Genomic DNA, 24519 nt, shown 5'->3' on the forward strand with positions numbered 1-24519 from the left:
AAGCCTATAATTTACCTTTTTGCCCGTTGATAGAATTTAAAAATTTATATTCAATTGAAAGTGATTTTTCATTTTTGCAATTTTGTGCTAATTTTTGCAAAAGCTCTGTAAAATTATCAAAAAGATAGTTAGCTAAAGATCCTGGATTTGGATTAATTTCATTAAGATAAATTTCATCATCAATAATAAAAAAATCACAACGTATTAATGCTCCTTTAAAAAGAGGATTATAAATTTTTTTAAAATTTTCTTTAAGTTTTTCTTTAAGTTTTTCTTCTAAAGGAGCTTCTTGAACTTTTGCATGAGAAGAGAAACTAAGATATTTTTGTTCAAAATCTAAATATTCTTGTTTTTTTGGTTCTTCTATAATTGAAAAAATAAACTCATCATCTATCATGCAGCCTGCTAGATTATATTCTTTAATATTATTTTTAAAACATTCTACTAAAATTTCATCATCAAATTCAAAAGCTACATCTTTAGCGTATTCAAGTTCTTGTTCGTTTTTTGCAACACTTATTCCTATACTACTTCCAAGTCTAGCTGGCTTTAAAATAACCGGAAATTCAATATTTTGTTTTTGATCATCATATCTTTTAATCATAGTATAAGGTAAGGTTTTAACTCCAACTTTTTGTGCATAAAGTTTTGTTAATTCTTTATTGTATGATAAAACACTTGCCTCTAATCTTGCCCCTATATAATTTATCTTATAAAAATCAAATAAAGCTGCTATTTTGCCATCTTCTCCATCTTTTCCGTGTATAAGATTAATTACGCAATCAAATTCTATTTTTTTTTCGTTAAAAATATTTTTTTGATAAAAACCTGCATTTTTAAGAAAAATTTGTTTTTCTTTTTTGTATAAGCCTTTACAAAAAGTTTTTGAGTTCATTTTCTCACTTGGAATAAGATAAAAATTTCTTTCTAAATCACAAAATATAAAAATAGTTTCTTTTAAGATTTTTTTTAGAACTACTGCACTAACAATGCTAATTTCATGCTCATAAGAATTTCCTCCAAAAAGTATTACATAAGTCATTGTTTTCTCCTTTAGCTTAATTTTTTAAGCGCTTCTTTAATTAAATCACTTGTGTTGTTTGAAGTGCAATTTGATAAAACTTTAATGATTTTATCTTGTTTAAAACCAAGAGAGATTAAAGCAGCTAAAGCTTGTGATTTATCATCGCTAATTTGTTCTAAATGGGTTTTAGCATCGCTAAGTTCTATAAGTATGCGTTTAGCACTTTTTGGTCCTATTCCTGGTACTTTTTTAAAAATATTTTCATCATTAAGACTTAAAGCCTTATAAAATGAATTTACATCAAGACTTGAGCATATAGTCATAGCTGTATTAGCACCTATGCCATTTACTTTTAAAAGCATTTCAAAAATTTTTTGCTCTTCTTTATCTAAAAAGCCATAGAATTTATTAGAATCTTCTTTAATGATTTGAGTAATTAAAAATTCATATTTTTGTCCAAGCTCAACTTTTGCTGAGCAAAATAAAGAAATAAATACACCATAACTTAGCCCATTAATACATTTAAGTATGATAAAAGTAGGTTCTTTTTTTGTAATTATTCCTTCGATACCAACAATCATTGTATATCCTTTTCATCATAATCTAATTTCCTATCAATTTCTATAGTTGTTTCTTTTTTTATAACTCCTATAGATTTTGTTTCTTCGTGTTCTAAGATGGAGTAAAAAGCCATTACTTTTGGGTGTAAAAATTCATATTTAATCTCATTCATATTTCCCCATTTGCCGCTTTTATTAATGAGTTTTGCTCTTAAAAGTTCATTTTGTAAAAGATCTAATCCTTGTAAAATCTGATTTTTTTCATCTTCTAATTTTTGTCTTTGATTTTGTTGTTTTGTTAGCTCTTGATTGTAAAGATGAAAGTCTTTAATAATTTTTTCATATTGTAAAGGGATAGGTTGGTTTGAATTTTTAAGCTCAAGAACTTTTTTTTCTAAAGCATATATCTCTTCTTGATTGGAATTTATATTTTGTTTTAAAATATCTATTTTTTGATCAATTTGTAAAATTTGATTTTTATTATTAAAAAGTTCTTCAGTATAATTTTTATTTAAACTTTTTATTTTTGCGTTAAATTTATTATTATTTCCTTCGCATTTTCCTAAAACTATATTTTGATAAAAAGTAAAGGTGTTATTTGTTAAAAGCTCATCTATATAAATTTTATCAGCTTCTATGATCCCGCCCAAACTTTTTTTAATTTTTACAATTTGAGCTTTAATTTTTCCACCTTCTAAAAGATCTATATTTACTTCTTTTGCTTCAATATAACCTCTATGTGTTTTAACATAAATTTCTTCAGCATTTATTTTGCTTTTGCTATGCGTTGTTCCTTTGATATTTATTTTTATTGCATTTAAAAAAGTATTTGCAGCAACATTTCCTTCAACATTTAGCTCTTGACACTCTATTTTAATTCCTGAGTTAATAGCATCGTGGAGATCTGAAGGAAATTTAACATTGATAATAATTTCTTTATCAAGTCCAGCTTTAATAGTTCCTATTTTTTTAAAATCTAATTCTTGAAAATCTAAGACATTTTGGATATCGTATTTATTTCCATCTTCAACGACAAATCCTTTTTTTTGCGCTATATATTCTATGCGATCTTCTTTTTCATTTATTTTTATAGCATCTGTATGAGAAATACTAAATTTATTTTGCATAGGATCAAGAACTTTTAATAAATGTAAATTTAAATCTCTTCCTTCTTTTCCATTTTTTGCTTTCATATGAGTAAGAATGATTTCATTTTCATCAACTACAATAATGCCTGATCTTTTTTCATCTTGAGTATAATTCTTAGTTTTTTCTTTATAGTTAAAAACTAATATTTCATCTTGGGCTTGTATAGGTGAGATCCCTTTTGCAACGGTAATTTGAGTAAAATTATGTGAAGAAGACTTAATTTTTGCAACACTTTCAAGTAATTGTTTTTTAAAGTCAAAAATACGAATACCAATTAGAAATTTCAATTTAATCATTTTTTTATAAATATTTTGAAGCAATTCTAATGCTATTTTATCATGATACGTTATTTTTTGAAGTTCTATTTCTGCTATAAGTTTTGTTAAATTTTTATTTGCAATCAGCTTAATAGCATCATTAATATTTTTATTTTCATTATGAATAATTTCTATTTTATATTCTTGTTTAATTTCTAAATTATTTTTTAAAAAAATTTCATCTTGTTCAAAAATATTGAGTTCTTTTTCGCTAATTTTTTTCCATTCTTCATTACCAAAACGATACCAAGTTGAAAACGCAAGAAGATTATAGTCAAGTTCATTGATATCTATATTTGTGCGTGAAGCAACTGCTAATAATTCTTTATAAGGGTTTGAAGTGTAGGAAATAATTTTTTCATTTTCTAACAAGTTGTTCTCCGCTATTTTTCATATAAATTATATATTATAGTAAATTTTTAATCAATTTTGGTTAAAATATTTATTCTAAAAAATTATTAAAATCTTGGTTCTATGGTATTATGAAGAATTTAGTGTTTAAAAATTTTATTATTAATGCTTTGGGAATTTTATTTTCTAGAGTTTTAGGTTTAATAAGGGATATTTTAATTGCTTTATTTTTAGGAGCGGGGCTTTATAGTGATATTTTTTTTGTGGCACTTAAAATGCCTGCCTTTTTTAGAAGAATTTTTGCTGAAGGTGCGTTTAATCAATCTTTTTTACCTAATTTTACAAAAGTAACAAAAAAAGGAGCTTTTTGCATAAACGTACTTTATCAATTTAGTATTATTGTATTTTTATTTTGCCTTTTAGTAAGTTTTTTCTCTTCGTTTTTTACAAAAATTTTTGCTTTTGGTTTTGATAAAGAAACTATAAAACTTGCTTCTCCTTTGGTAGCCATAAATTTTTGGTATTTATTTTTTATTTTTATTGTAACTTTTTTAGCATCTTTGTTAAATTATAAACAAAAATTCTTTATTACTTCATTTTCATCTTCTTTGTTTAATCTTAGTATAGTTATAGCAGCTTTTTTTGTGGATAAAAATAATCCTTATGAAACGCTTTATTATTTCTCATATTTTATAGTTTTAAGTGGAGTGGCGCAATTGGTTTTGCATATGATTGTTTTTTATAATAGTAGAATTTTAAAAGCTATAATACTTTCTTTAAAATTTAAAAAAACAAAAACAAATTTGAAATCTTTTTATGAAAATTTTTTTCATGGAATTTTAGGTTCTTCTGCTACACAATTTAGCTCTTTACTTGATACAACTATAGCCAGTTTTTTGATCACTGGAAGTATTTCTTATCTTTATTATGCAAATCGTATTTTTCAACTTCCTTTAGCCCTTTTTGCTATTGCTTTAACGCAAGTTTCTTTTCCTAAAATTTTAAAATATTTAAAAAGTAATCAAGAAAACTTGGCTTTAGAATTTATGAAAAAAGCTTTAGCATTTTTAAGTATTTTACTTGTTTTTTCTTCTATGATTGGTATAATTTTTTCTCAAGAAATTACTAAAATGCTATTTGAAAGAGGTAATTTTTCTAATGAAGATGCCACAATAACAGCTTATGTTTTAATAGCATATCTTTTAGGGCTTTTGCCTTTTGGGTTGCAAAAAATATTATCTTTATGGCTTTATGCTAAATTTAAACAAAAGATAGCTGCTTTTATAGCTTTTAAGGCTTTAACTTTAAGTGCTTTATGTTCTATAGTTTTTATTTTATTTATTGAAGATGAAAAAAATAAGATCTTAGCCGTTGCTTTTTCTTCGTCTATTAGTGCTTTTTATTTATTATTGGCTAATATTAAAGAATTCGGTTTTAAAGAATTTTTTTCTTTAATTTCTTGGAAATTTTGCATTTTGTTTATTGTTATATTTGCTTTGATTGCTGTTTTATTATTTGAATTTAAATCAAATATAATTTTTGTTTTTTTATATATATTTGAGTTTATAAAAGGGATAATTTAATGAAATTAACAGATAGTGTCTCAAAAGAAAAAAAAGAGTTTATTCCAAAAGAAAAAGGAAAAGTAAATATTTATCTTTGTGGTCCTACAACTTATGATGATGCTCATTTAGGTCACGCTAGAAGTAGTGTGTGTTTTGATCTTTTAATGAGGGTTTTTAAAGCCAAAGGTTATGAGCTTTATTTTGCGAGAAATTATACTGATATAGATGATAAAATTCTAAAAAAAATGCAAGAAAAAAATAAAAGTTTAGAGGAATTGAGCGAATATTATATTAAAAGCTATGAAGATGATATGAAAGCACTAAATATATTAGAACCAAATTATAAACCAAGGGCTACTCATTTTATAAAAGAGATGATAGAACTAATTCAAAAACTTTATAATGAGGGTTATGCTTATATTTTAGAAGATGGGGTATATTTTGATACAAGTAAAGATAATAAGTATTTTAGTCTTTCTAAAAGAGATGTTTTTCAAAATCAAAGTCGTTTAGAAAATGAAGTTTTTAAAAAAAATGAAAGTGATTTTGTTTTATGGAAATTTGATGAAAAATTTTATGAAAGTCCTTTTGGCAAAGGAAGACCCGGTTGGCATAGTGAATGTATAGCTATGATAGAAAGCATTTTTCAAGACAAGCTTGATATACACGCTGGTGGGATTGATTTATTGTTTCCACATCACGAAAATGAAGCAACACAATGTCGTTGTGCATATGATTATGAAGTTTGCAACTATTGGCTTCATAATGGTTTTGTAAAAATTAATAATGAAAAAATGAGCAAGAGTCTTAATAATAGTTTTTTTATTAAAGATGCTTTAAAATTATTTCCTGCAGAAGTTCTTAGAATTTATCTTTTAAGCACTCATTATAGGGCCCATTTTAATTATTCTTTAGAAGATTTACAAATGAGTAAAAAAAGACTTGATAAATTTTATAGACTTAAAAAAAGAATAGCACTTCAAAAGTGGGATAATCAATTTATAAATGAAAAATTTGAAAGTAAAATAAGTCAAGAAATTTTATTTGCTTTGGAAGATGATTTAAATATTTCAAAAGCTTTATCCTTGCTTGATGAATTTATTATTAATGTAAATCTAAGGCTTGATAAGGAGAATAAAGATAAAAATTTAAAACAAGAGCTTTCTAGAAGTCTTAAAGAACTTTGTTTGATTTTTGGTTTTGGCTTTTTAGATCCTAGTGAGTATTTTCAGTTTGGAGTAAGTTTAGAGGAAAAAGAATTTATAGAAGAGCAAATTTTTTTAAGAAATGAAGCTAAAAGAAATAAAGATTTCAATAAAGCAGATGAAATTCGTGATAATTTACTTAAAAAAAATATTATTTTAATGGATACTCAAAATGGAACCTTATGGGAAAAAAATAATGCATAAAAAAATGACTTTAATTGATGTTTTAATGCGTTTTAAGCCTTTTTATAAGCAATATTGGAAATATTTTTTATTTGCTATTATAGGCATGCTTTTTGCATCTTTAGGAACCGCTGCAAGTGCTTATGTAATTAAACCAATTTTAGATGATATTTTTGTAAATAAAAATCTTAGCTTATTGTATATAACTCCTTTTTTTATTTTTATAGTTTATTTTTTTAAAAATTTAGGAGCTTATTTGCAAAGCTATTACACAAGTTTTATTGGAATTGATATATTAAGAGTATTAAGATCTAGAGTACTCGAAAATCTTTTAAAGCTTGATATGATGTTTTTTAAACGATATAGAAAAGGGGAGTTAATCAGTCGTTGTACCAATGATATCAATGCTTTGCAAAGTGTAGTAGCTAATATCATTCCTGATTTTTTAAGAGAAGTAATTACTGCCATTGGACTTATAAGTGTTGTAATTTATCAAAGTCCAATTTTAGCTTTTTTTGCTTTAATTGTTTTGCCAGTAGCTATTTTTCCACTTGTTTGGTTTGCTAAAAAACTTAAAAAATATGCAAAAACAACTCAAGAAAAAAATTCAGATCTTTTATCTCGCTTGAGTGAAATTTTTTCTAATATAGAAATTATTAAAGTAAATAATGCTGAAACCAAAGAAAAACTAAGATTTTCAAAAGAAAATGATGAATTAAGTAAAGTTATTTTAAAAAGTGTTCGTGTAACTTCTTTAACAAGTCCTATTATGGAGATTATAGGTTCTTTGGGTGTATCTATAGTTATTATAGTTGGGGGAAGAGAAGTTATACTTGGCAATATGAGCGTGGGAACGTTTTTTAGCTTTATTACTGCACTTTTTATGATTTATACTCCTATAAAAAGGATCTCTTATTTATATGGAGTATTGCAAACTGCTATTGTTGCAAGTGAAAGAACTTTTTATCTTTTAGATTTGAAACCAGAAATTAAAGGAGGAGACAAAAAACTTGAAAATATTTCAAACCTTGTTTTTAAGGATGTTTATTTTTCATATGAAAATGGAAAAGAAATTTTAAAAGGACTTAGTTTTTCTTTAAATAAAGGAGAGATTTTAGCTTTTGTCGGATCTAGCGGGGGAGGAAAATCTTCTATTGTGGGATTAATTCTTCATTTTTTTAGTAGAAATTCAGGAGATATTTTTATCAACAACCATTCCATAGATGATTTTTCTTTGCAATCTTTAAGATCTAAAATATCTTTAGTTACCCAAGATATTTATATTTTTAATGATACTATTGCTCAAAATGTTGCTTATAATGAAGAATTTAATGAAAATAAAGTGATTGAAGCTTTAAAATTAGCTAATGCTTATGAATTTAGTATGCAAATGGGAGGAATTCATTCAAAGCTTTATGAAAATGGTAAAAATTTAAGCGGTGGTCAAAAACAAAGAATTGCTATTGCTAGAGCTTTATATAAGAATCCCAATATGCTTATCTTTGATGAAGCTACTTCAGCTTTAGATAATGAAAGTGAAAAAATTATTGTTCAAACTATAGAAAATTTAAAAAAAGATAGATTAATCATTATGATTGCTCATAGGCTTAGCACTATAGAAAATGCTGATAAAATTGCCGTGATAGATAAAGGAAAGGTTTTAGCAATTGGAACCGATCAAGAATTAATGCAAAATTGCACTCTTTATCAAAAATTTAAAAACAAAGAACATAAAATAAAAGCTTAACTTTATTTTAATTTAGTTAGAATTTAAGTTAAAATTTTTAAGGAAAAAAATGATTTATAAACACATAAAGCCTTTAATTTTTAAATTAGATCCAGAATGTGCCCATAATTTGGTTGAATACTCTTTAAGGAGTCTTAATACCATTTTTCCGGGTGCGCTTAGTTTTTTAGCTAATCGCTTTATAATTCAAGATGAAAGTTTAAGTCAGAATTTATTAGGTCTTCAATTTAGCAATCCTGTTGGTTTGGCTGGAGGTTTTGATAAAAATGCAACCATGATAAGACCTTTGAGTGCTTTAGGATTTGGTTTTTTAGAATTTGGAACTTTTACACCTAAAGCACAAGAAGGTAATGAAAAACCAAGGGTATTTCGATTAGTGAAGCAAGAAAGCATACAAAATGCCATGGGTTTTAATAATAAAGGTTCTAAAGAGATTTATTCAAATTTAATTAAAATTTATCCTTTTATTTTGCCTTTGGGTGCTAATATAGGAAAAAATAAAAATAGTGAAAATGCATTAGAAGATTATTTTATTTTATTAAAAGAATTTAAAGATTTATGTGATTATTTTATTATTAATATTTCTTCACCTAATACTAAAAATTTAAGATCTTTACAAAATCATAGTTTTTTAAATGATTTATTAAGTGAAGCAAAAAAGATTACCCAAAAACCAATTTTAATTAAAATAGCTCCTGATTTAGAAATACCTTTAGCTATTGATTTATGTAAAAAAGCTATAGAAAAAGGTGCTAATGGATTTATAATTGCAAATACAAGTACTGATTATTCTTTACTTGATAATGGTAGAACTTTTGGAGGAATTAGTGGCAAGCTTATACAAGAAAAGAGTAGTAAATTTTTTAAAGAATTAGCTAAAGAGCTTTTTTCTCACACTCTTTTAATTTCTTGTGGAGGAATTGATAGTGGCAGGGAAGCTTATGATCGTATTAAAAATGGCGCCCATTTGATTCAAGTTTTTACAGCACTTATTTATAAAGGCCCATCTCTTGTTAGGAATATCAATCAAGAATTGCTTACTTTATTAAGAGAAGATGGTTTTATGCATATTAGCGAAGCAGTTGGAGTAAATATTAAATGATTGATTTTAAAAAAATAAGTTTAAAAAATAAACTTGAAGTCTATGCATTACCTGTAAATAAGAATAGCGAAGTTATTAGTGTTGATATTTTTTATAAAGTAGGCTCTAGAAACGAATTTATAGGTAAAAGCGGTATCGCACATATGCTTGAGCATTTAAATTTTAAAAGTACTAAAAATTTAAAAGCTGGAGAATTTGATGAAATTATCAAAGGATTTGGTGGTGTAGATAATGCTAGTACAGGTTTTGATTATACGCATTATTATATTAAATGTGCTAAAAAAAATTTAAATAAAGCTTTAGAGCTTTTTGCAGAATTAATGCAAAATTTAACTTTAAAAGATGAAGAGTTTCAACCGGAGAGAAAAGTTGTTTTAGAAGAACGTAGATGGAGAACAGATAATAATCCTTTAGGATATTTGTATTTTAGACTTTTTAATCATGCTTTTATTTATCATCCTTATCATTGGACTCCTATTGGGTTTTTAAGAGATATTGAAAATTGGACAATAGAAGATATTAGAGAATTTCACAAGACTTATTATCAGCCTAAAAATGCTATTTTACTTGTAAGCGGTGATATTGATAGCAAAGAAGTTTTTAATCAGGCTAAAAAATATTTTGAAAATATAAAAAATACAAAAATTATTCCAAAGATTTATATGAAAGAACCAAAACAAGATGGTCCCAAAAGAATAGTTCTTAAAAAAAATTCTCAAACCCAAATTCTTGCCATCGGTTTTAAAATTCCTAATTTTAAACATAAAGATATTCCAGCTCTTAATGCTTTAGCTGAACTTTTGGGTAATGGGAAAAGTTCTTTAATGAATGAAATTCTTGTAGATAAATTAAATTTAATCAATGATTATTACGCTTTTGTTAATGATACCATTGATGAAAATTTATTTATTTTTATTTGCAATTGTAATTTAAATATCAAAGCCGAACAAGTTGAGAAAGAATTGTGGAAAATTATTAATAATATAAAAAATGGGGAAATTTCAATAAAAGATTTAGAAAAAATAAAAAATAATACTAAAAGTGATTTTATATTTTCGCTTAGCACTGCAACTGAAGTCTCAAATCTTTTTGGTTCTTATTTGGCAAGAGGAGATTTAAAACCTCTTTTAAATTATGAAACAGATATTGAAAATTTAACTATAGATGATTTAATAAAGTGTGCTAAAAAATATTTTAATGATAATAATTCTACCACAATGATCTTAAGGAAAAAATGATGAATTTAATCGGAGCAATGACTGCTTTAATTACCCCTTTTAAAAATGGTAAAATAGATGAACAAAATTATATCAAACTTATCAAAAGACAAATTAATAACGGTATAGATGTTTTAGTTCCAGTAGGAACAACAGGAGAAAGTGCAACTTTAACCCATAATGAGCATAAAACTTGTATAGAGCTTGCTGTTGCAACGTGTAAAAATACTTCTGTTAAAGTTTTAGCAGGTGCAGGAAGCAATGCTACTCATGAAGCTATAGATTTAGCTAAATTTGCACAAAAATGTGGGGCTGATGGTATTTTAAGTGTTACACCTTATTACAACAAGCCAACTCAAAAAGGACTTTATGAACATTATAAAAGTATAGCAAATAGTATAGAAATTCCTATGTTATTATATAATGTTCCAAGTAGAACAGGCTGTGAAATTGTAACAGATACTATAATAAAGCTTTTTAAAGATTGTGATAATATTTTCGGCGTAAAAGAGGCTAGTGGAAATATTGAAAAATGCGTTGATCTATTGGCTAATGAGCCAGATATTGTTTTAATTAGCGGTGATGATGTTATTAATTATCCTATCCTTGCTAATGGAGGTAAAGGTGTTATTTCTGTAAGTTCAAATTTATTACCTGATCAAATTTCTTTGTTAACTCATGAAGCTTTAAAAGGTAATTATAATTTAGCTAAGGAAATTAATGATAAACTTTATAATATAAATAAAGTGTTATTTTGTGAGAGTAATCCTATCCCTATTAAAACAGCAATGTTTATTATGGGGCTTATAGATTCTTTAGAATTTCGTTTGCCTCTTTGCTCTCCAAGTAATGAAAATTTTAAAAAAATTGAAAATATATTAAAAAATTATAACATTAAAGGATTTTGATGAATAATGAATTTTTAGGAAAAACTTTAGTAATTAGTGGCGGAACAAGAGGTATAGGAAAAGCTATCGTATATGAATTTGCAAAAATGGGCGTAAATATAGCTTTTACTTATAATTCTAATGCTGAATTAGCTAAAGATATGGTAAAAGATTTAGAAGATAATTTCAATATCAAAGCTAGAGCTTATGAATTTAATATTTTAGAGCCAGAAACTTATAAAGAACTTTTTGAAAAAATTGATCAAGATTTTGATAGGGTAGATTTTTTTATTTCCAATGCTATTATTTCTGGACGTGCAGTAGTTGGTGGATATACTAAATTTATGAAACTTAAACCAAGAGGAATCAATAATATCTTTACAGCAACTGTCAATGCTTTTGTTGTTGGCTCTCAAGAAGCTGCTAAAAGAATGGAGAAAGTAGGGGGAGGAAGTATTATTTCTATCTCATCAACTGGAAATTTAGTTTATATAGAAAATTATGCAGGGCATGGCACTGCAAAGGCTGCGGTAGAAGCTATGGCAAGATATGCTGCTACCGAATTAGGAGAAAAAAATATACGCGTAAATGTAGTAAGCGGTGGTCCAATAGAAACAGATGCTTTAAGGGCTTTTACAAATTATGAAGAAGTAAAACAAGCTACAATTAATCTAAGCCCTTTAAATCGTATGGGACAGCCAGAAGATTTAGCTGGTGCATGTTTATTTCTTTGTTCATCTAAAGCAAGTTGGGTAAGTGGTCATACTTTTATTGTAGATGGTGGAACTACTTTTAAATGATAAAATAAATTATAAAATTTATTTTTGTTTACACTTTTTTTATATAGTAAGTTTCATTTATTAAAAGAAAGGTTTATTTATGAAAAAAGTATTTTTATATTTTTTAATGATAATTTCATCATTGATTTTATCAGCTTGTTTTGATTCTAATAATACAAATTCTTTGGAGCAAATTAAAAAGAATGGCTTTGTAAGAATAGGGGTTTTTGGAGATAAACCTCCCTTTGGTTATATAGATGAAAAAGGTGAAAATCAAGGTTATGATGTTTATTTTGCTAAGCGTATTGCCAAAGAGCTTTTTGGTGATGAAAATAAAGTTCATTTTGTTCTTGTTGAGGCAGCTAATCGTGTTGAGTTTTTAAAATCTAATAAAGTTGATATTATATTGGCAAATTTTACTAAAACACCCCAAAGAGAAGAACAAGTTGATTTTGCCTTGCCTTATATGAAAGTTTCTCTTGGAGTAGTCGTGCCTAAAGATTCTACTATATCTAAAATTGAAGATTTAAATGATAAAACTTTATTGCTCAACAAAGGCACAACAGCTGATGCATATTTTACAGAAAATTATCCTAATATTAGAACTTTAAAATATGATCAAAATACAGAAACTTTTGCTGCTTTGCTTGATAAAAGGGGAGATGCCTTAAGCCATGATAATACTCTGCTTTTTGCTTGGGTTAAAAATCATCCTGATTTTAAAATGGCGATTAAGGACTTAGGCAATCATGATGTAATAGCTCCAGCTGTTAAAAAAGGTGATATACAGTTAAAAGAATTTCTTGATAATTTAATTATAAAGCTTTCTAATGAGCAGTTTTTTCACAAAGACTATGAAGCAACACTTAAAGATCATTTCTCAAGTGATATAAGCGCCGAAGATGTTGTTATAGAGGGTGGAAAAATCTAATTTTTAATGAAAAATAAAAAAATAAAAAATATTGTTTATGCCTCTTTAGGAGGCATTTTAGAATTTTATGATTTCATTTTATTTGTTTTTTTTCTTGATATCTTTATTAAAATTTTTTTTCCTCCTCAAGATGAATCTTTTTTAAAATTCAGCTCTTATTTGTTATTTGGTATTGCTTATTTAATACGCCCTTTGGGTGCTATTTTTATGGGGCATTTTGGTGATAAAGTAGGGCGTAAAAAAATCTTTTATATAAGTATGCTTTTGATGATTCTGCCTAATTTTGTTATTGCTTTTTTACCTAATTATGAAAGCATAGGAATTATAGCACCCATTATTTTGTTTTTTATGAGAATTTTACAAGGTTTGGCAATAGGTGCTGAAGTGAGTGGTTCTTGGGTGTTTGTAAGTGAGTTTGTTAGAGGTAGGCAAATACCCTTAGCTTTAGGTTTTATTTCTATGACTTTGACATTTGGTTTATTGTTAGGTGGTTTAACATTTATTATTTTAAAAAATACTTTTAGTGAAAATGAATTAGAATCTTATGCTTGGAGAATTCCTTTTATTATAAGTGCAATATTTGGATTTTTAGCACTTTTTTTAAGAAAACATCTTGATGAAACTCCTATTTTTGAGAAAATAAAAAAGAATAATCAAATTTTAAAATTTCCTCTTAAACAAGCTTTTAAAACCCATAAAACTAGTATGCTTGTTTGTTTTTTAATGAGCGTAGTATTAACAAGTGCTATTGCAACTTTAATGATATTGCCAAAATATTTTCATAAAGTTTTATCTCTAAATAACACGGAAGCTCTTTATATCCAAAATTGGGCAATTTTTATTTTAATGATAGGCTCATTGATACAAGGAATTTTGGCTAAATTTTTTGGATCTTATAAAATTTGTATTATATTTAGCTTAATGTTTATTGTATTTTCTTTATTATTTTCTTTATATAATGATTATTTTATTTTATTTTATTTTTTAGCTTGTTTTTCTCAAGGGATTGTAACTTTTGCACCTGTATTTATGACTCAAATTTTTAAAAATGAATTAAAATTTAGTGGTCTTTCTTTTGCTTATAATATTTCTTATGCTATTTTAAGTTTTATAACCCCTTTTATAGTAGATTTATTTTTTAATACTTATTTAAAATTTTATTTTATTTTTGTAGGTTCTAGTGCCTTGGTTTGTGTGTTTTTATTAAAATATTTTCTTGCAAAAAATGCAAGAAATATATTTTAATTATTGATAATTTTTTAAAAGTTCAAAAACAATTTTTGATATTCTTTCAACTGAAGCAAGTTCGCATCTTTCGTCTGTAGAATGTGGATTATATATATTTGGTCCTATAGAACAACATAAAATTTTTTGTTTTTTTTCGATAATCCCGCATTCTAAACCTGCGTGTATTGCTGAAATTTTAATATTTTTATTTTCTTTTTTAAATATTTTTAATAAGTTATCGCTAAGCTCATTTTCTTTTCCTTCCCATGGTGGATAAAAATTAAAAGATCGGGCTTTAAAATTAAAGGCTTCAAAAAGTGTTAAAGTTTCAAATTCAACTTGTTTTAAATCTTCTAATAAATTTGATCTTGCAAAAAGACTAATTCTTATTTCTTGTTCATTCATTTTTAAAATAGCTAAATTAATACTTGTTTGAACTATATCTAATGTTTTATTAAAGCTTCTAACCCCTTGAGAAAAAGAAATTAAAAGGTTAAGTAAAATATCAGATTTTAAACATATTTTTTCTTTTCTTTCTTCTATAAATTGACAATGAATATATTTATTTGACTTAACATCATTATCAAATAATACTAAAGCTTTTGCATATTTTGGTATAGAATTTACTCTTTCTCCGCCTTCAAAATTTATAATTTTTCCTTTATTTTCTTTAATAAAACGAGCCATTTCCTTTATGGAGCTTTTTGGATTATCAATAATATCAATGCCAGAATGACCCCCATTAAAATTTATTGCACTTAGTTCATAAACTTTTCCAAAATATTCTTTTGTTTCATATTCTAAAAAAGCTTCAATATCTACTCCGCCAGCACAACCTATAATGATTTCATTCTCATTTTCGTGATCTAGATTTAAAAGCATTTTAGAATGAAGTTTATGTTCTAAATCATTAACCCCCATAAGTCCAACTTCTTCATTATTAGTAAAAAGACATTCTAAATTTGAAAATTTTTGCATTGCTTCTAGCATTATAGCTATCCCGATGCCATTATCAGCTCCTAAAGATGAATCTTTAGCTTTTAAATAACCATTATCTTCATAAACTTCTATTTTTGGGGCATTTCCCATACAGACCATATCATAATGACTTTGTAAACAAATTTTAGGATTGCCTTTGATGCAGTGAATATTACCAGCTAAATCAATATTTACTTTAAAGTTTTTTTCTTTGGCATAAGCATTTAAAAAATCTCTCATTTGATTTGTTTCATAGCTACAATGCGGTATTTCACATAATTTTTTAAAATTTTTTATGATATTTTGCATTTTAACTCCTTTTGTTAGATAAAATTATACATAATTTTTATTTTTTGGGTTTAAAATGAGATTAAATATTGAAAAAATATTAAATTTAAGAAAAATTTTAAGTGATCCTAAGAAATTTTTTTCTTTTTTAATTTTGATATTTATATTAATTTTTATAGAGAGTTTTATAGCGCAAACAAAATCTTTTGATGCAAAAGTTATAAAAGTTATAGATGGAGATACTATAGAAGTTTTAAATTTAAAAGGGGATAAAAATAAAATAAGACTTTTCGGAATTGATGCTCCAGAACTTAAACAAAAATTTGGAATAGAAGCTAAAAATTATCTTAGATCAATAATTCAAGATAAGAAGGTTAAAATAATTTATAAAGATAAAGATATTTATGATAGAATTTTAGCAATTGTAGAATTTGATAATTTAGATATTAATCAAATAATGGTTTCTAAAGGTTTTGCTTGGTCATATAGTTTTTATAGTGATATTTATACAAAAGATCAAAAATTCGCACAAAAAAATCATTTAGGTCTTTGGGAAGATAAAAATCCTATAGAACCTTATAAATGGAGAAAACAAAATAAATTTTAATTTTTGGATAATATTATGATGAGATATATAATTTTTTTTATACTTGTATTATTTTCTGGATGTTTTGTAAATGAAAGAGGAATTTCAAATAGGTATTATAGTGATTGTAAGGAATACTATGATGCAAGTGGAATTTACCATAAAGAATGTCCTAATAATTGGGTTGATCTTCCCTTGGATCCGAAATAACTATTTTCCCATTGAAGCCATTAATGTTGCAGCCATTGCCTCTGGGTTTGCATTTGTACTAGTTTCTTTTTCATTTGTCTTAGCTTCTTGTTTTATTGTACTAGAAGGAGGTCTTTTGAGTTTAAATATATGATCATCCATAGTAACAATTTGTAAATTTGCTTCAAAAACTTTAATTTCACTCACATGTCCTATAATTTTAACTTCTCTTTTTTTAGATGAATCATCAAAAAGAGCATGAGCTTCAAGTTCTAAAATATCTCCTAGTTTTAAAGGGGCATAAAAAAAGCATTTTGAACCTATTAGAACAGAATATTCTTTGTTTATAGCAGCTTGTGCAACATAATTTGCTGCAGAAAAAATAAACGCATCAAATATAAGTCCTTGATTATCTACTATCATTTCTGGAGAGGTAATTAAGATTGATTTTGCATAGTTTTTTGAAAGTTCAATAATGGTCCCAGAAAGAGAATTGTTTAAATCAGGACATGTTACAAGTTCTGTTTTAATGCGTGATATGTCTTCTTGTGATGCATATTCTTCTAATTGAGCATACTCTTCAAAATTATCTTTTTTTGCCATTATCAGACCTTTAATTTTACATAAATTCTTCTAGGTGACTCATAACCTTCATAAGTTAAATTACGATTGTTTGGATCTAAAAAATTTTCCAAAGAATAAGAGTCAATCCACTCTGTTTTTCTTTGTTCATTTTTAGTTGTTTTTTTAATAGCCAAAATTTCAAATTCTTTAAATCCAGCACGTTCGCACCAATTTCTTAGACCTAATATCGACGGAATGAAAAAAATATTTGATATTCTAGAATAAGTTTTTCTAGGAATTAAAGCAACCTCCCTTTTGTCTTTAATAAACATAGTATCTAAAAATACAATTCCATCTTTGTTAAGACTTTGTTTTAATTGTTTTAGCATTTTAACGGGATCACTGCGGTGATAAATCACACCTAGACAAAAAATAACATCAAATTTATGATGATAGTTTGGTAAATCTTCAACTCCTAAAAGTTCAAATTTAATATCTGTTTTAGCTAAAGCGTTAATAAGCTCAAATTGTAATTTGTATTTTATAGAAGGATCAAAACCTACAATCTTTTTTGGATTGTATTTTAACATTTTAAACATATAATAACCATTGTTACATCCAACATCTGCAACAACTTTATCTTCAATATCTTTCATAAAAGGTTTTAATATATTAAATTTTATAAAACTTTGCCATTCAGAATCTATAAAAAGGTCATCAATTTTAAAAGGACCTTTTCTCCAGGGTTTTAATTCTATTGCAATCTGTTTAATTTGCTCTTTTACTTTTTGATTTGTTTTTATGTTTATGCTTCTTGTAGTAAAAAATTTGGAATTTAAGTTTAATTTTTTAATTTTTTGTATTGAAGCATATAAATGATTTTTTTTTAATTGTTTTTCTAAGGATTTTGTTTTCATGACATTCCTTATATAAAAAGAAAAGGCTATAAAAGAATTTGGGATTTATAGGCAAATCCCAAGAATAATTAAAAATTATTTATCTCTAAGTTTAAGTTCGTTAATAAGTTTTATATAACTATTATGATCTTTTCTCTTAAGGTAGGATAAAAGCCTTTTTCTTTGTCCTACAAGTTTTAAAAGACCTAAACGTGAAGAGAAATCTTTTTTGTAGATTTTTAAATGTTCAGTTAATTCTGAAATTCTAGCACTTAAAAGTGCAACTTGAACTTCTGTAGAGCCTGTATCTCCTGATTTTTTAGCAAATTTAGCAATAATTTCTGCTTTTTTAGCCGAATCTAAAGCCATTTTGACCTCCTGATTGGTATATTTAAAACTGGTATTATACCTATAAAATCAAAAAATAAACTGAATTTATTAAATATATATTAAAATATTTATTGAAAATTAATATCATTTTTATAAAAAATTTAGAAAAATAGTATATAATTTTTTAATAATTATTATCATTATTTTAATTAAGGAAATTTTTGTTTAGTTGTTTTATAAAACTAAGAGTTTTATTATCAATGCTTTTTATTTTATCTATAATAAGTATTTTTATAGGAGTAAAAGATATTTCTTTATTTTCTTTAGATAAGGAAGATTTAGAACTTTTATTCATAACAAGAATTCCAAGAATTATAGCTATTATTATCACAGGAATGAGTTTGGGAATTTGTGGTCTTATTATGCAACAAATTACTCAAAATAAATTTGTTTCACCAACTACCGCTGGAACTATGGATTGTGCAAGATTTGGAATTTTGATTTCATTAATATTTTTTCATACTTATTCTTTTTTATTTCAAACTTTAATAGCTTGTATTTTTACTATGCTTGGAAGTTTTGTTTTTATACAAATTTTAAGAAATATAAAATTTAAAGATAGTATTTTTATCCCTCTTATAGGTTTAATGTTTGGTGGAATTATTAGTTCTTTAACAACATTTTTTGCCTATAGTTTAAATTATATTCAAAATATTCAAGGTTGGTTACAAGGAAGTTTTGCCAATGTTATGCAAGGAAACTATGAGTTAATTTATATAAGTTTGCCTTTATTGATAATTGCGTATATATTTGCTAATAAAATTACTATTGTGGGTATGGGAAAAGAAGTATGTATTAATCTAGGCGTTTCTTATAATTTTATTCTTAGTGTAGGTTTATTTATCGTTTCAGTTATTACTTCAGTAATCGTTTTAACTGTTGGAGTTATACCTTTTTTAGGTCTTATTATACCTAATATTATTTCTATTTATAAAGGAGATAATCTTAAAAAAAATCTTAGCTATATTGCATTAAGTGGAGCTTTGTTTTTACTTATATGTGATATTTTTGCAAGAATAATTATTTTTCCTTTTGAAATGCCAATTAGTATAGTAGCTGGAGCTCTTGGATCTTTGATATTTATTTGGATTTTATTAAAGAGAAAAAATGATTAAAAAAATATATTTTTTAATTTTTATTACTTTACTTAGCGTAGGTATTTATTTATTTAGTTTTATGGGAGAATTTAGCGACTATGCTTTAAAAAATCGTAGTTTGCAAGTTATTTCGATTATCATTGTTGGTATATGTATTGCTGTTTCAAGTATTATTTTTCAAACCATTAGTAATAATAAAATTCTTACACCAAGCATTATAGGACTTGATTCTTTATATATGCTTTTACAATCTTGTTTAATCTTTATCCTAGGTTCTACAAATTTAATTGTGTATAAAGAAAATATTAATTTCTTAATTTCTTTATTTTGTATGATAATCTTTTCTTTACTTTTATATAAGCTTCTTTTTAAAAATGAAAGAAATATTTATTTAATTATGCTTTTAGGAATTATTTTTGGAACATTTTTTTCTACTTTGGGAACTTTTTTTGAAGTTTTAATTGATCCTGATGAGTTTATGATTATCCAAGGAAGAATGTTTGCTAGTTTTGATAATATTGCAATTGATGTTTTATTTTTAGCAAGTATTATTACATTAATTAGTATTATTTTTGTTATTAAATATTTAAAATTTTTAGATCCATTAATTTTGGGTAAAGACTTAAGTATCAATTTAGGAATTAATTATCATAGAACTATAAAGCATCTTATGATAATTATAGCTATATTAACTTCTATAAGTACAGCTTTAGTCGGTCCTATTACGTTTTTAGGGCTTTTAGTGTGTAATATCACTTATGAACTCTTTAAGACTTCTAAGCATAAATTTTTACTCCTAGCTTGTTCTTTAATTGCAATAATATTTTTAGTTATAGGTATCTTTTTTGTTTCAAGAGTTTTTGAATACAACACAACTATAAGCGTGATTATAAATTTCATTGGTGGAATATATTTTTTATATCTTGTTTTTAAGGGTAATAAATTATGATAGAGTTAAAAAATATAAGTAAAAGTTATAATAAAAAAAGCATAGTTTCAAATTTAAATTTAACTTTTCCTAAAAATAAACTTATTTCATTAATTGGTGCTAATGGAGCTGGTAAAAGTACTATACTTTCTCTTATTAGTCGTTTGATGAAACCTGATAACGGTGAAATATATATTGATAATAAAAATATTAATTCTTATAAAGAAAATATATTAGCCCAAAAAATTTCCATTCTTAAACAACAAAATAATTTAAATTTGAGATTAAGTGTTGAAGAGTTGGTATCTTTTGGTCGCTTTCCTTATTCTCAAGGAAGACTTAATCCACAAGATAAAGAAAAAATCAATGAAGCTTTAAATTATACAGGGCTTTATGAAATAAAAGATAAATACTTAGACACTTTAAGCGGTGGACAAAAACAAAGAGCTTTTATAGCAATGATTATCGCTCAAGATACTGAATTTATTTTATTTGATGAGCCTTTAAATAATCTTGATATGAAGCATTGTGTTCAGATTATGAATTTGATGAAAAATTTAATTAGAGATTTTAATAAATCTATCATAGTTGTTTTGCACGATATTAATTTTGCTTCAATTTATTCTGATGAAATTCTTGCTTTAAAAGATGGAAAGGTTGTTAAATTTGATCATACAGAAAAGATTATTGATAGTGAAATTTTAAAAGAAGTTTATGATATGGAAATTCCTTTAATGGAATTTAAAAATAAAAAAATATGTCTTTATTTTTAATTTATTTTTAAGGAGAAAATATGAAAAAGAAAAATATTTTACTATTTTTTTGTTTGTTTTTATGGTTTGGTTTTAGTGGCTGTTCAAATGATAAGGCTAAAGATAACAATGAGAATGCTTTAACTATTACTCCTATAAGCATAATCGATGAGGGAGATTTTTTTTTAATTAAGCATTCTTTGGGTGAAAGTAAGGTTGTTAAAAATCCTTCAAAGGTTGTAATTTTAGATTTTGGTTCCTTAGATACTTTTGATTCTTTAAATTTAAATGATAAAGTTGTTGGAGTTCCTATTAAAAATTTACCTACTTATTTGAAGCAATATGATGATAAAAATAATATAGGCGGTGTTCAACAAGTAGATTTAGAGGCTATTAATGCATTAAAACCAGATTTAATCATTATTTCAGGACGTCAAACTAGATTTTATGATAAATTAAATCAAATTACACCTACTATATATTTTGGTATAGACAATACTGATTTTTTATCTTCTTTTGAAAATAATGTCTTAAGCATTGCAAAACTTTATAATAAAGAAGAAGAAGCAAAAAATAAAATATCACAAATAAAAGAAGAAATTTCGGAAATAAAAAGTAAAATCAATAAAGATAAAAAAGCCCTGATAGTACTTACTAATTCTAATAAAATTTCAGCTTTTGGATCTTCTTCGAGATTTGGTCTAATACATGATATTTTAGGTATTGAACCTGTGGATAAATCTTTAAAAGTTGGCACACATGGTAAGAGTATTAACTCAGAATATATTTTAGGGAAGAATCCAGATTTTATTTTTGTTATTGATAGAAATGTTATTGTTGGAAATCAAGCAAAAGCTAAAGATATTTTAAATAATGCCTTGATTTTAAAAACCAAGGCAGCACAAAATAATAAAATTATTTATCTTGATCCACAATATTGGTATCTTTCAGGCGGCGGGCTTGAATCTTTAGAAGTTATGATTCAAGAAGTAGCTAAAGCATTAAATTAATCTTACTAATTTAATAAAATTTATTATTTAGCTGATAAACTATGATATAATTTTTATAATTACGAGCTAAATTGATTATAAAAGAAGGTAATTATGAATTCATATCTTAGTTTAAATATTATTAATCCATCTACTTCTTTTAAAATCACTAAGGCTTATATTAAAGAAAGTTTGGAAGATTTATTTGTTTGTGAATGTGAAGGTTATATTGAAATTTTAGAAGAAGATTTGATTAATAATCAAAATACAAATTTTTATCCTAATTCTTTAATTGATCAAGAGGCTCATTTTATTATCAAAAATCCTTATGAAAATAAAACAATTAATTTTACACATAAAGAAAATAAAATTTATAAGGGTATTATTTCTTATGTTAATTATTTGGGTTTAAGTAATGAAAGCGCCAATAATATAGTTAATTCAGAAATAAAACATCTTTCTTACAAGCATTTTTTTAAATTTACTCTTACTTCTGTATTAGCCAGAATGTCTTTTAATAGAGCAAATAGAATCTATACAGATTTAAGTATTTTAGAGGTTATTAGGATCACTTTAGAATTTTATCAAGGAAAGTTTATTAATAAAGAAATTGATTTTTCAAAACTTAAGCATAATTATTCTAAAAAAGAACTTATTGTCCAATACAATGAAAGCGATTTAAAATTTATTACACGACTTGCTCATAATAATGGCATATATTTTTACGAGGATGATGAAAAAATTTATTTTTGCGATGTTTTTGTGGCATCTAAGCATCAAAACATTCAATTTAATTCCAATATTAATAATATTTTAAATGAACCTTGTATTTATTCTTTTATAAAAGAAAGTTCTATTTTTCCCAACCAATTTACCTATTCGAGCGCAAATGCTAACTATCCTTTAAATTTAAATTCTTTAAATTTAAACATAGTAGATCAAAAAAATAAAAGTTCGCAATATTATAATGAACATATTTATGAAAGTGCCAATTCTTTTACAGAAGATATAGACTTAAAAACCCCTATTTATTTAAAAGAAAGAAGATATAAGCTTTTAGGTGAAAGTTTTAAAGCAAAAAGCAATATTTACAATTTATTTTTAAATGATAGTATCAATATAAATTTTAACCCTTCATTTACAAGAGACCTAAAAAGCGAAAAAAAAGATTTTGTTATTATAAAATTAGAGCAATATTTAGTTGATGATGCAATTTTGGCTAATTCTATAAATACAAATGATAAGCAAGAAATTAAAGATTTGCAATTTACAAAATCTTATTTTAATATAATCACTTTTTTACCAAGCCATATAACATATACACCAAGTTTTAAGCCAAAACCTAAAGCACCTAGTCAAACAAAAGGAATAGTTATAGGTCAAAATAATGAAATTTCAAATGAAAGTAATTTAATTTTTACAGATAAATATGGTCGAGTAAAAGTAAGATTTGATGCTTTTATTAATCAAGAAGCAATTGATAAAAAAGAAAATTTATATCATCATAGCTGCTTTTTAAGAATAAGCTCCCCTGTAGCCTCAAGTCATTCTGGGTTTTTTAGGATACCAAGAGTTGGAGATGAGGTATTAATTTCATTTTTGGAAAATGATATCGATAAGCCTTTTGTAAGCGGAAGTTTTTATAATGAAAATAATGCTTTACCACTTTATTCTTATCCTAAATTTAAAAGAGAAATTGCTAATAATACTTTAAATTATTTAAAACAAATTCCATTAATGAGATATGAAGGATTACCTGAGCTTAATATACAAGAAAATAAAGATTATGCCTTAAATTATACAAATAATCATTTTTTAACTATATCTAATTCAACCTTGGGGCAAGAAAATTTAAAATCTTATGAGAGAAATGAATTAACTTTTAAAAATGAAGCTGGAAAAGAAGAAATTTATCTTTTAGCACAAAAAGACTATAAAGAAGAAATTACCAACAATCGTGAGCAAGTTATAAAAAACAATAAAACTTCAGAAATTGGTGGTTTGTTTAGTGAATTTATTATTTTAGGACATATGCAAAATATTGCTGGTTTTAAAAATGTTAATGTTGGAGCAGAATATTTAGAAAATACTTTACTTTCAAAAGATACCAATGTAGGGCTTAGTAATACTTTAAATGTAGGTGTAACTCATAAAGTTAATATAGGTCAAGATTGTGAAGAATATATAGGTAATGATAAAAAAGTAGAGATAAAGAATAATTTTGAAAAAGATATTTCAAATGATTATATACAAAGAGTAGGAAATAATAAAAATGAAACGATTGAAGGTTCTTATACTCTTAGGGTTAAAGATGGCATAAAAATAGACTCTTCTAAAGATATAGCTTTATTAAGCAAGGAAAATTTACAAATTCAAGCTGAAGATTCTTTAGGTTTTAGAACGGATAAAAATTGTTCTTTTAATGCTGATTTTGTTAATTTTTTGGCTAATGAAGAAAATATTATAGTCGCAAAGAAAAAAGCTGTAACACAAATAGAAAGTGGTTCTGCAATTATTCATACTAAAAAAGAAGTTATTATAAAAGTAGATGGGGTAGAGGTAATTATAGATTCTAATGGACTTAGAATCAAAGGCGGAGATTTAAGAATTGAATAAAT

General features: G+C 25.3%; 23 protein-coding genes. 16 read left to right on the forward strand and 7 right to left on the reverse strand.

All coding sequences use genetic code 11. The features are described 5' to 3' along the window. Window positions 1-4 precede the first annotated feature (4 nt). The 3 genes from JG676_RS03175 to JG676_RS03185 are packed head-to-tail and all read right to left on the reverse strand — an operon-like array spanning window position 5 to window position 3422. On the reverse strand, window positions 5-1042 hold the full coding sequence (locus tag JG676_RS03175; RefSeq protein WP_200217287.1) for a D-alanine--D-alanine ligase: 1038 nt from the start codon (window positions 1040-1042) through the stop codon (window positions 5-7). Between the two features lie 11 nt (window positions 1043-1053). Continuing rightward, window positions 1054-1605, reverse strand: coding sequence for a Holliday junction branch migration protein RuvA (gene ruvA, locus JG676_RS03180; protein ID WP_200169072.1), 552 nt, complete (start codon window positions 1603-1605; stop codon window positions 1054-1056). Next, complete coding sequence (locus JG676_RS03185; RefSeq protein ID WP_200217288.1) at window positions 1602-3422, reverse strand: flagellar assembly protein A; 1821 nt, start codon at window positions 3420-3422, stop codon at window positions 1602-1604. Before JG676_RS03185 ends, ruvA begins: the two co-directional genes overlap by 4 nt. A 110-nt stretch (window positions 3423-3532) precedes the next feature. Between JG676_RS03185 and murJ the strand changes: the two genes are divergently transcribed. The 9 genes from murJ (at window position 3533) to JG676_RS03230 (ending at window position 14262) form a co-directional block, all read left to right on the forward strand. Continuing rightward, the gene (murJ, locus tag JG676_RS03190; RefSeq protein ID WP_200169070.1) at window positions 3533-4984 is read left to right on the forward strand and encodes a murein biosynthesis integral membrane protein MurJ; all 1452 of its coding nucleotides are present in this window, start codon (window positions 3533-3535) and stop codon (window positions 4982-4984) included. Beyond that, window positions 4984-6375: a cysteine--tRNA ligase gene (gene cysS / locus JG676_RS03195; protein WP_200217289.1), complete on the forward strand. Its 1392-nt coding sequence runs from the start codon at window positions 4984-4986 to the stop codon at window positions 6373-6375. Before murJ ends, cysS begins: the two co-directional genes overlap by 1 nt. Then, a complete protein-coding gene (locus JG676_RS03200) occupies window positions 6368-8101 on the forward strand; it encodes an ABC transporter ATP-binding protein (protein WP_200169137.1) in 1734 nt (577 codons plus the stop codon). The genes cysS and JG676_RS03200 overlap by 8 nt, the downstream gene beginning before the upstream one ends. Window positions 8102-8150: 49 nt before the next feature. Continuing rightward, window positions 8151-9203 (forward strand): quinone-dependent dihydroorotate dehydrogenase, encoded by a 1053-nt coding sequence (locus JG676_RS03205; protein WP_200217290.1) that lies wholly within the window; start codon window positions 8151-8153, stop codon window positions 9201-9203. After that, a complete protein-coding gene (locus JG676_RS03210) occupies window positions 9200-10441 on the forward strand; it encodes a pitrilysin family protein (RefSeq protein ID WP_200169067.1) in 1242 nt (413 codons plus the stop codon). The genes JG676_RS03205 and JG676_RS03210 overlap by 4 nt, the downstream gene beginning before the upstream one ends. Further along, window positions 10438-11328: a 4-hydroxy-tetrahydrodipicolinate synthase gene (dapA, locus tag JG676_RS03215; RefSeq protein WP_246801790.1), complete on the forward strand. Its 891-nt coding sequence runs from the start codon at window positions 10438-10440 to the stop codon at window positions 11326-11328. The genes JG676_RS03210 and dapA overlap by 4 nt, the downstream gene beginning before the upstream one ends. Then, on the forward strand, window positions 11328-12107 hold the full coding sequence (locus JG676_RS03220; protein ID WP_200217291.1) for an enoyl-ACP reductase: 780 nt from the start codon (window positions 11328-11330) through the stop codon (window positions 12105-12107). Before dapA ends, JG676_RS03220 begins: the two co-directional genes overlap by 1 nt. A 79-nt stretch (window positions 12108-12186) precedes the next feature. Further along, a complete protein-coding gene (locus JG676_RS03225; RefSeq protein WP_200169065.1) occupies window positions 12187-13017 on the forward strand; it encodes a cysteine ABC transporter substrate-binding protein in 831 nt (276 codons plus the stop codon). A gap of 6 nt (window positions 13018-13023) precedes the next feature. Further along, the gene (locus tag JG676_RS03230) at window positions 13024-14262 is read left to right on the forward strand and encodes an MFS transporter (protein WP_200217292.1); all 1239 of its coding nucleotides are present in this window, start codon (window positions 13024-13026) and stop codon (window positions 14260-14262) included. Here the strand turns inward: JG676_RS03230 and JG676_RS03235 are convergent, their stop codons facing one another. Continuing rightward, window positions 14263-15531: a M20/M25/M40 family metallo-hydrolase gene (locus tag JG676_RS03235; protein WP_200217293.1), complete on the reverse strand. Its 1269-nt coding sequence runs from the start codon at window positions 15529-15531 to the stop codon at window positions 14263-14265. Between the two features lie 55 nt (window positions 15532-15586). Between JG676_RS03235 and JG676_RS03240 the strand changes: the two genes are divergently transcribed. Continuing rightward, window positions 15587-16117: a thermonuclease family protein gene (locus tag JG676_RS03240; RefSeq protein WP_200169062.1), complete on the forward strand. Its 531-nt coding sequence runs from the start codon at window positions 15587-15589 to the stop codon at window positions 16115-16117. A gap of 15 nt (window positions 16118-16132) precedes the next feature. Next, entirely contained in the window at window positions 16133-16306 is a 174-nt protein-coding gene (locus JG676_RS03245; protein ID WP_200217294.1) for a hypothetical protein, read from the forward strand. Here the strand turns inward: JG676_RS03245 and JG676_RS03250 are convergent, their stop codons facing one another. The 3 genes from JG676_RS03250 to rpsO all read right to left on the reverse strand — a co-directional run bounded on the left by JG676_RS03250 (window position 16307) and on the right by rpsO (window position 18114). Further along, window positions 16307-16888, reverse strand: a complete 582-nt coding sequence (locus tag JG676_RS03250; RefSeq protein WP_200217295.1) for a hypothetical protein — start codon at window positions 16886-16888, stop codon at window positions 16307-16309. A 2-nt stretch (window positions 16889-16890) separates the two neighbouring features. Continuing rightward, complete coding sequence (gene cmoB, locus JG676_RS03255) at window positions 16891-17766, reverse strand: tRNA 5-methoxyuridine(34)/uridine 5-oxyacetic acid(34) synthase CmoB (protein ID WP_200169060.1); 876 nt, start codon at window positions 17764-17766, stop codon at window positions 16891-16893. 75 nt (window positions 17767-17841) lie between these two features. Then, a complete protein-coding gene (gene rpsO / locus JG676_RS03260; protein ID WP_131163377.1) occupies window positions 17842-18114 on the reverse strand; it encodes a 30S ribosomal protein S15 in 273 nt (90 codons plus the stop codon). Window positions 18115-18335: 221 nt separating this feature from the next. Between rpsO and JG676_RS03265 the strand changes: the two genes are divergently transcribed. The 5 genes from JG676_RS03265 to JG676_RS03285 all read left to right on the forward strand — a co-directional run bounded on the left by JG676_RS03265 (window position 18336) and on the right by JG676_RS03285 (window position 24517). Then, a complete protein-coding gene (locus JG676_RS03265) occupies window positions 18336-19250 on the forward strand; it encodes an ABC transporter permease (RefSeq protein ID WP_210328624.1) in 915 nt (304 codons plus the stop codon). Then, complete coding sequence (locus JG676_RS03270) at window positions 19243-20181, forward strand: iron chelate uptake ABC transporter family permease subunit (RefSeq protein WP_200217296.1); 939 nt, start codon at window positions 19243-19245, stop codon at window positions 20179-20181. The genes JG676_RS03265 and JG676_RS03270 overlap by 8 nt, the downstream gene beginning before the upstream one ends. Beyond that, window positions 20178-20933 carry an ABC transporter ATP-binding protein gene (locus JG676_RS03275; protein ID WP_200217297.1) on the forward strand — a complete coding sequence of 252 codons (756 nt, stop codon included), beginning with the start codon at window positions 20178-20180 and terminating at the stop codon, window positions 20931-20933. The genes JG676_RS03270 and JG676_RS03275 overlap by 4 nt, the downstream gene beginning before the upstream one ends. A gap of 20 nt (window positions 20934-20953) precedes the next feature. Then, window positions 20954-21922: a siderophore ABC transporter substrate-binding protein gene (locus JG676_RS03280; RefSeq protein WP_200217298.1), complete on the forward strand. Its 969-nt coding sequence runs from the start codon at window positions 20954-20956 to the stop codon at window positions 21920-21922. 93 nt (window positions 21923-22015) lie between these two features. Further along, entirely contained in the window at window positions 22016-24517 is a 2502-nt protein-coding gene (locus JG676_RS03285; protein ID WP_200217299.1) for a type VI secretion system Vgr family protein, read from the forward strand. The last annotated feature ends 2 nt before the right edge of the window (window positions 24518-24519 follow it).

Source organism: Campylobacter sp. 2018MI34 (assembly GCF_016598975.1).
GTDB lineage: Bacteria > Campylobacterota > Campylobacteria > Campylobacterales > Campylobacteraceae > Campylobacter_D.

Excerpts from the sequence above, each read along its gene's own strand:
- JG676_RS03240 (WP_200169062.1), top strand. The coding sequence starts at position 15,587 with ATGAGATTAAATATTGAAAAAATATTAAATTTAAGAAAAATTTTAAGT.
- JG676_RS03210 (WP_200169067.1), top strand. The coding sequence starts at position 9,200 with ATGATTGATTTTAAAAAAATAAGTTTAAAAAATAAACTTGAAGTCTAT.
- JG676_RS03285 (WP_200217299.1), top strand. The coding sequence starts at position 22,016 with ATGAATTCATATCTTAGTTTAAATATTATTAATCCATCTACTTCTTTT.
- JG676_RS03270 (WP_200217296.1), top strand. The coding sequence starts at position 19,243 with ATGATTAAAAAAATATATTTTTTAATTTTTATTACTTTACTTAGCGTA.
- cmoB (WP_200169060.1), bottom strand. The coding sequence starts at position 17,766 with ATGAAAACAAAATCCTTAGAAAAACAATTAAAAAAAAATCATTTATAT.
- JG676_RS03280 (WP_200217298.1), top strand. The coding sequence starts at position 20,954 with ATGAAAAAGAAAAATATTTTACTATTTTTTTGTTTGTTTTTATGGTTT.
- cysS (WP_200217289.1), top strand. The coding sequence starts at position 4,984 with ATGAAATTAACAGATAGTGTCTCAAAAGAAAAAAAAGAGTTTATTCCA.
- JG676_RS03230 (WP_200217292.1), top strand. The coding sequence starts at position 13,024 with ATGAAAAATAAAAAAATAAAAAATATTGTTTATGCCTCTTTAGGAGGC.
- JG676_RS03245 (WP_200217294.1), top strand. The coding sequence starts at position 16,133 with ATGATGAGATATATAATTTTTTTTATACTTGTATTATTTTCTGGATGT.
- murJ (WP_200169070.1), top strand. The coding sequence starts at position 3,533 with ATGAAGAATTTAGTGTTTAAAAATTTTATTATTAATGCTTTGGGAATT.
- JG676_RS03225 (WP_200169065.1), top strand. The coding sequence starts at position 12,187 with ATGAAAAAAGTATTTTTATATTTTTTAATGATAATTTCATCATTGATT.
- ruvA (WP_200169072.1), bottom strand. The coding sequence starts at position 1,605 with ATGATTGTTGGTATCGAAGGAATAATTACAAAAAAAGAACCTACTTTT.
- JG676_RS03235 (WP_200217293.1), bottom strand. The coding sequence starts at position 15,531 with ATGCAAAATATCATAAAAAATTTTAAAAAATTATGTGAAATACCGCAT.
- JG676_RS03275 (WP_200217297.1), top strand. The coding sequence starts at position 20,178 with ATGATAGAGTTAAAAAATATAAGTAAAAGTTATAATAAAAAAAGCATA.
- JG676_RS03220 (WP_200217291.1), top strand. The coding sequence starts at position 11,328 with ATGAATAATGAATTTTTAGGAAAAACTTTAGTAATTAGTGGCGGAACA.
- JG676_RS03205 (WP_200217290.1), top strand. The coding sequence starts at position 8,151 with ATGATTTATAAACACATAAAGCCTTTAATTTTTAAATTAGATCCAGAA.
- JG676_RS03175 (WP_200217287.1), bottom strand. The coding sequence starts at position 1,042 with ATGACTTATGTAATACTTTTTGGAGGAAATTCTTATGAGCATGAAATT.
- JG676_RS03200 (WP_200169137.1), top strand. The coding sequence starts at position 6,368 with ATGCATAAAAAAATGACTTTAATTGATGTTTTAATGCGTTTTAAGCCT.
- JG676_RS03250 (WP_200217295.1), bottom strand. The coding sequence starts at position 16,888 with ATGGCAAAAAAAGATAATTTTGAAGAGTATGCTCAATTAGAAGAATAT.
- JG676_RS03265 (WP_210328624.1), top strand. The coding sequence starts at position 18,336 with ATGCTTTTTATTTTATCTATAATAAGTATTTTTATAGGAGTAAAAGAT.
- dapA (WP_246801790.1), top strand. The coding sequence starts at position 10,438 with ATGATGAATTTAATCGGAGCAATGACTGCTTTAATTACCCCTTTTAAA.
- rpsO (WP_131163377.1), bottom strand. The coding sequence starts at position 18,114 with ATGGCTTTAGATTCGGCTAAAAAAGCAGAAATTATTGCTAAATTTGCT.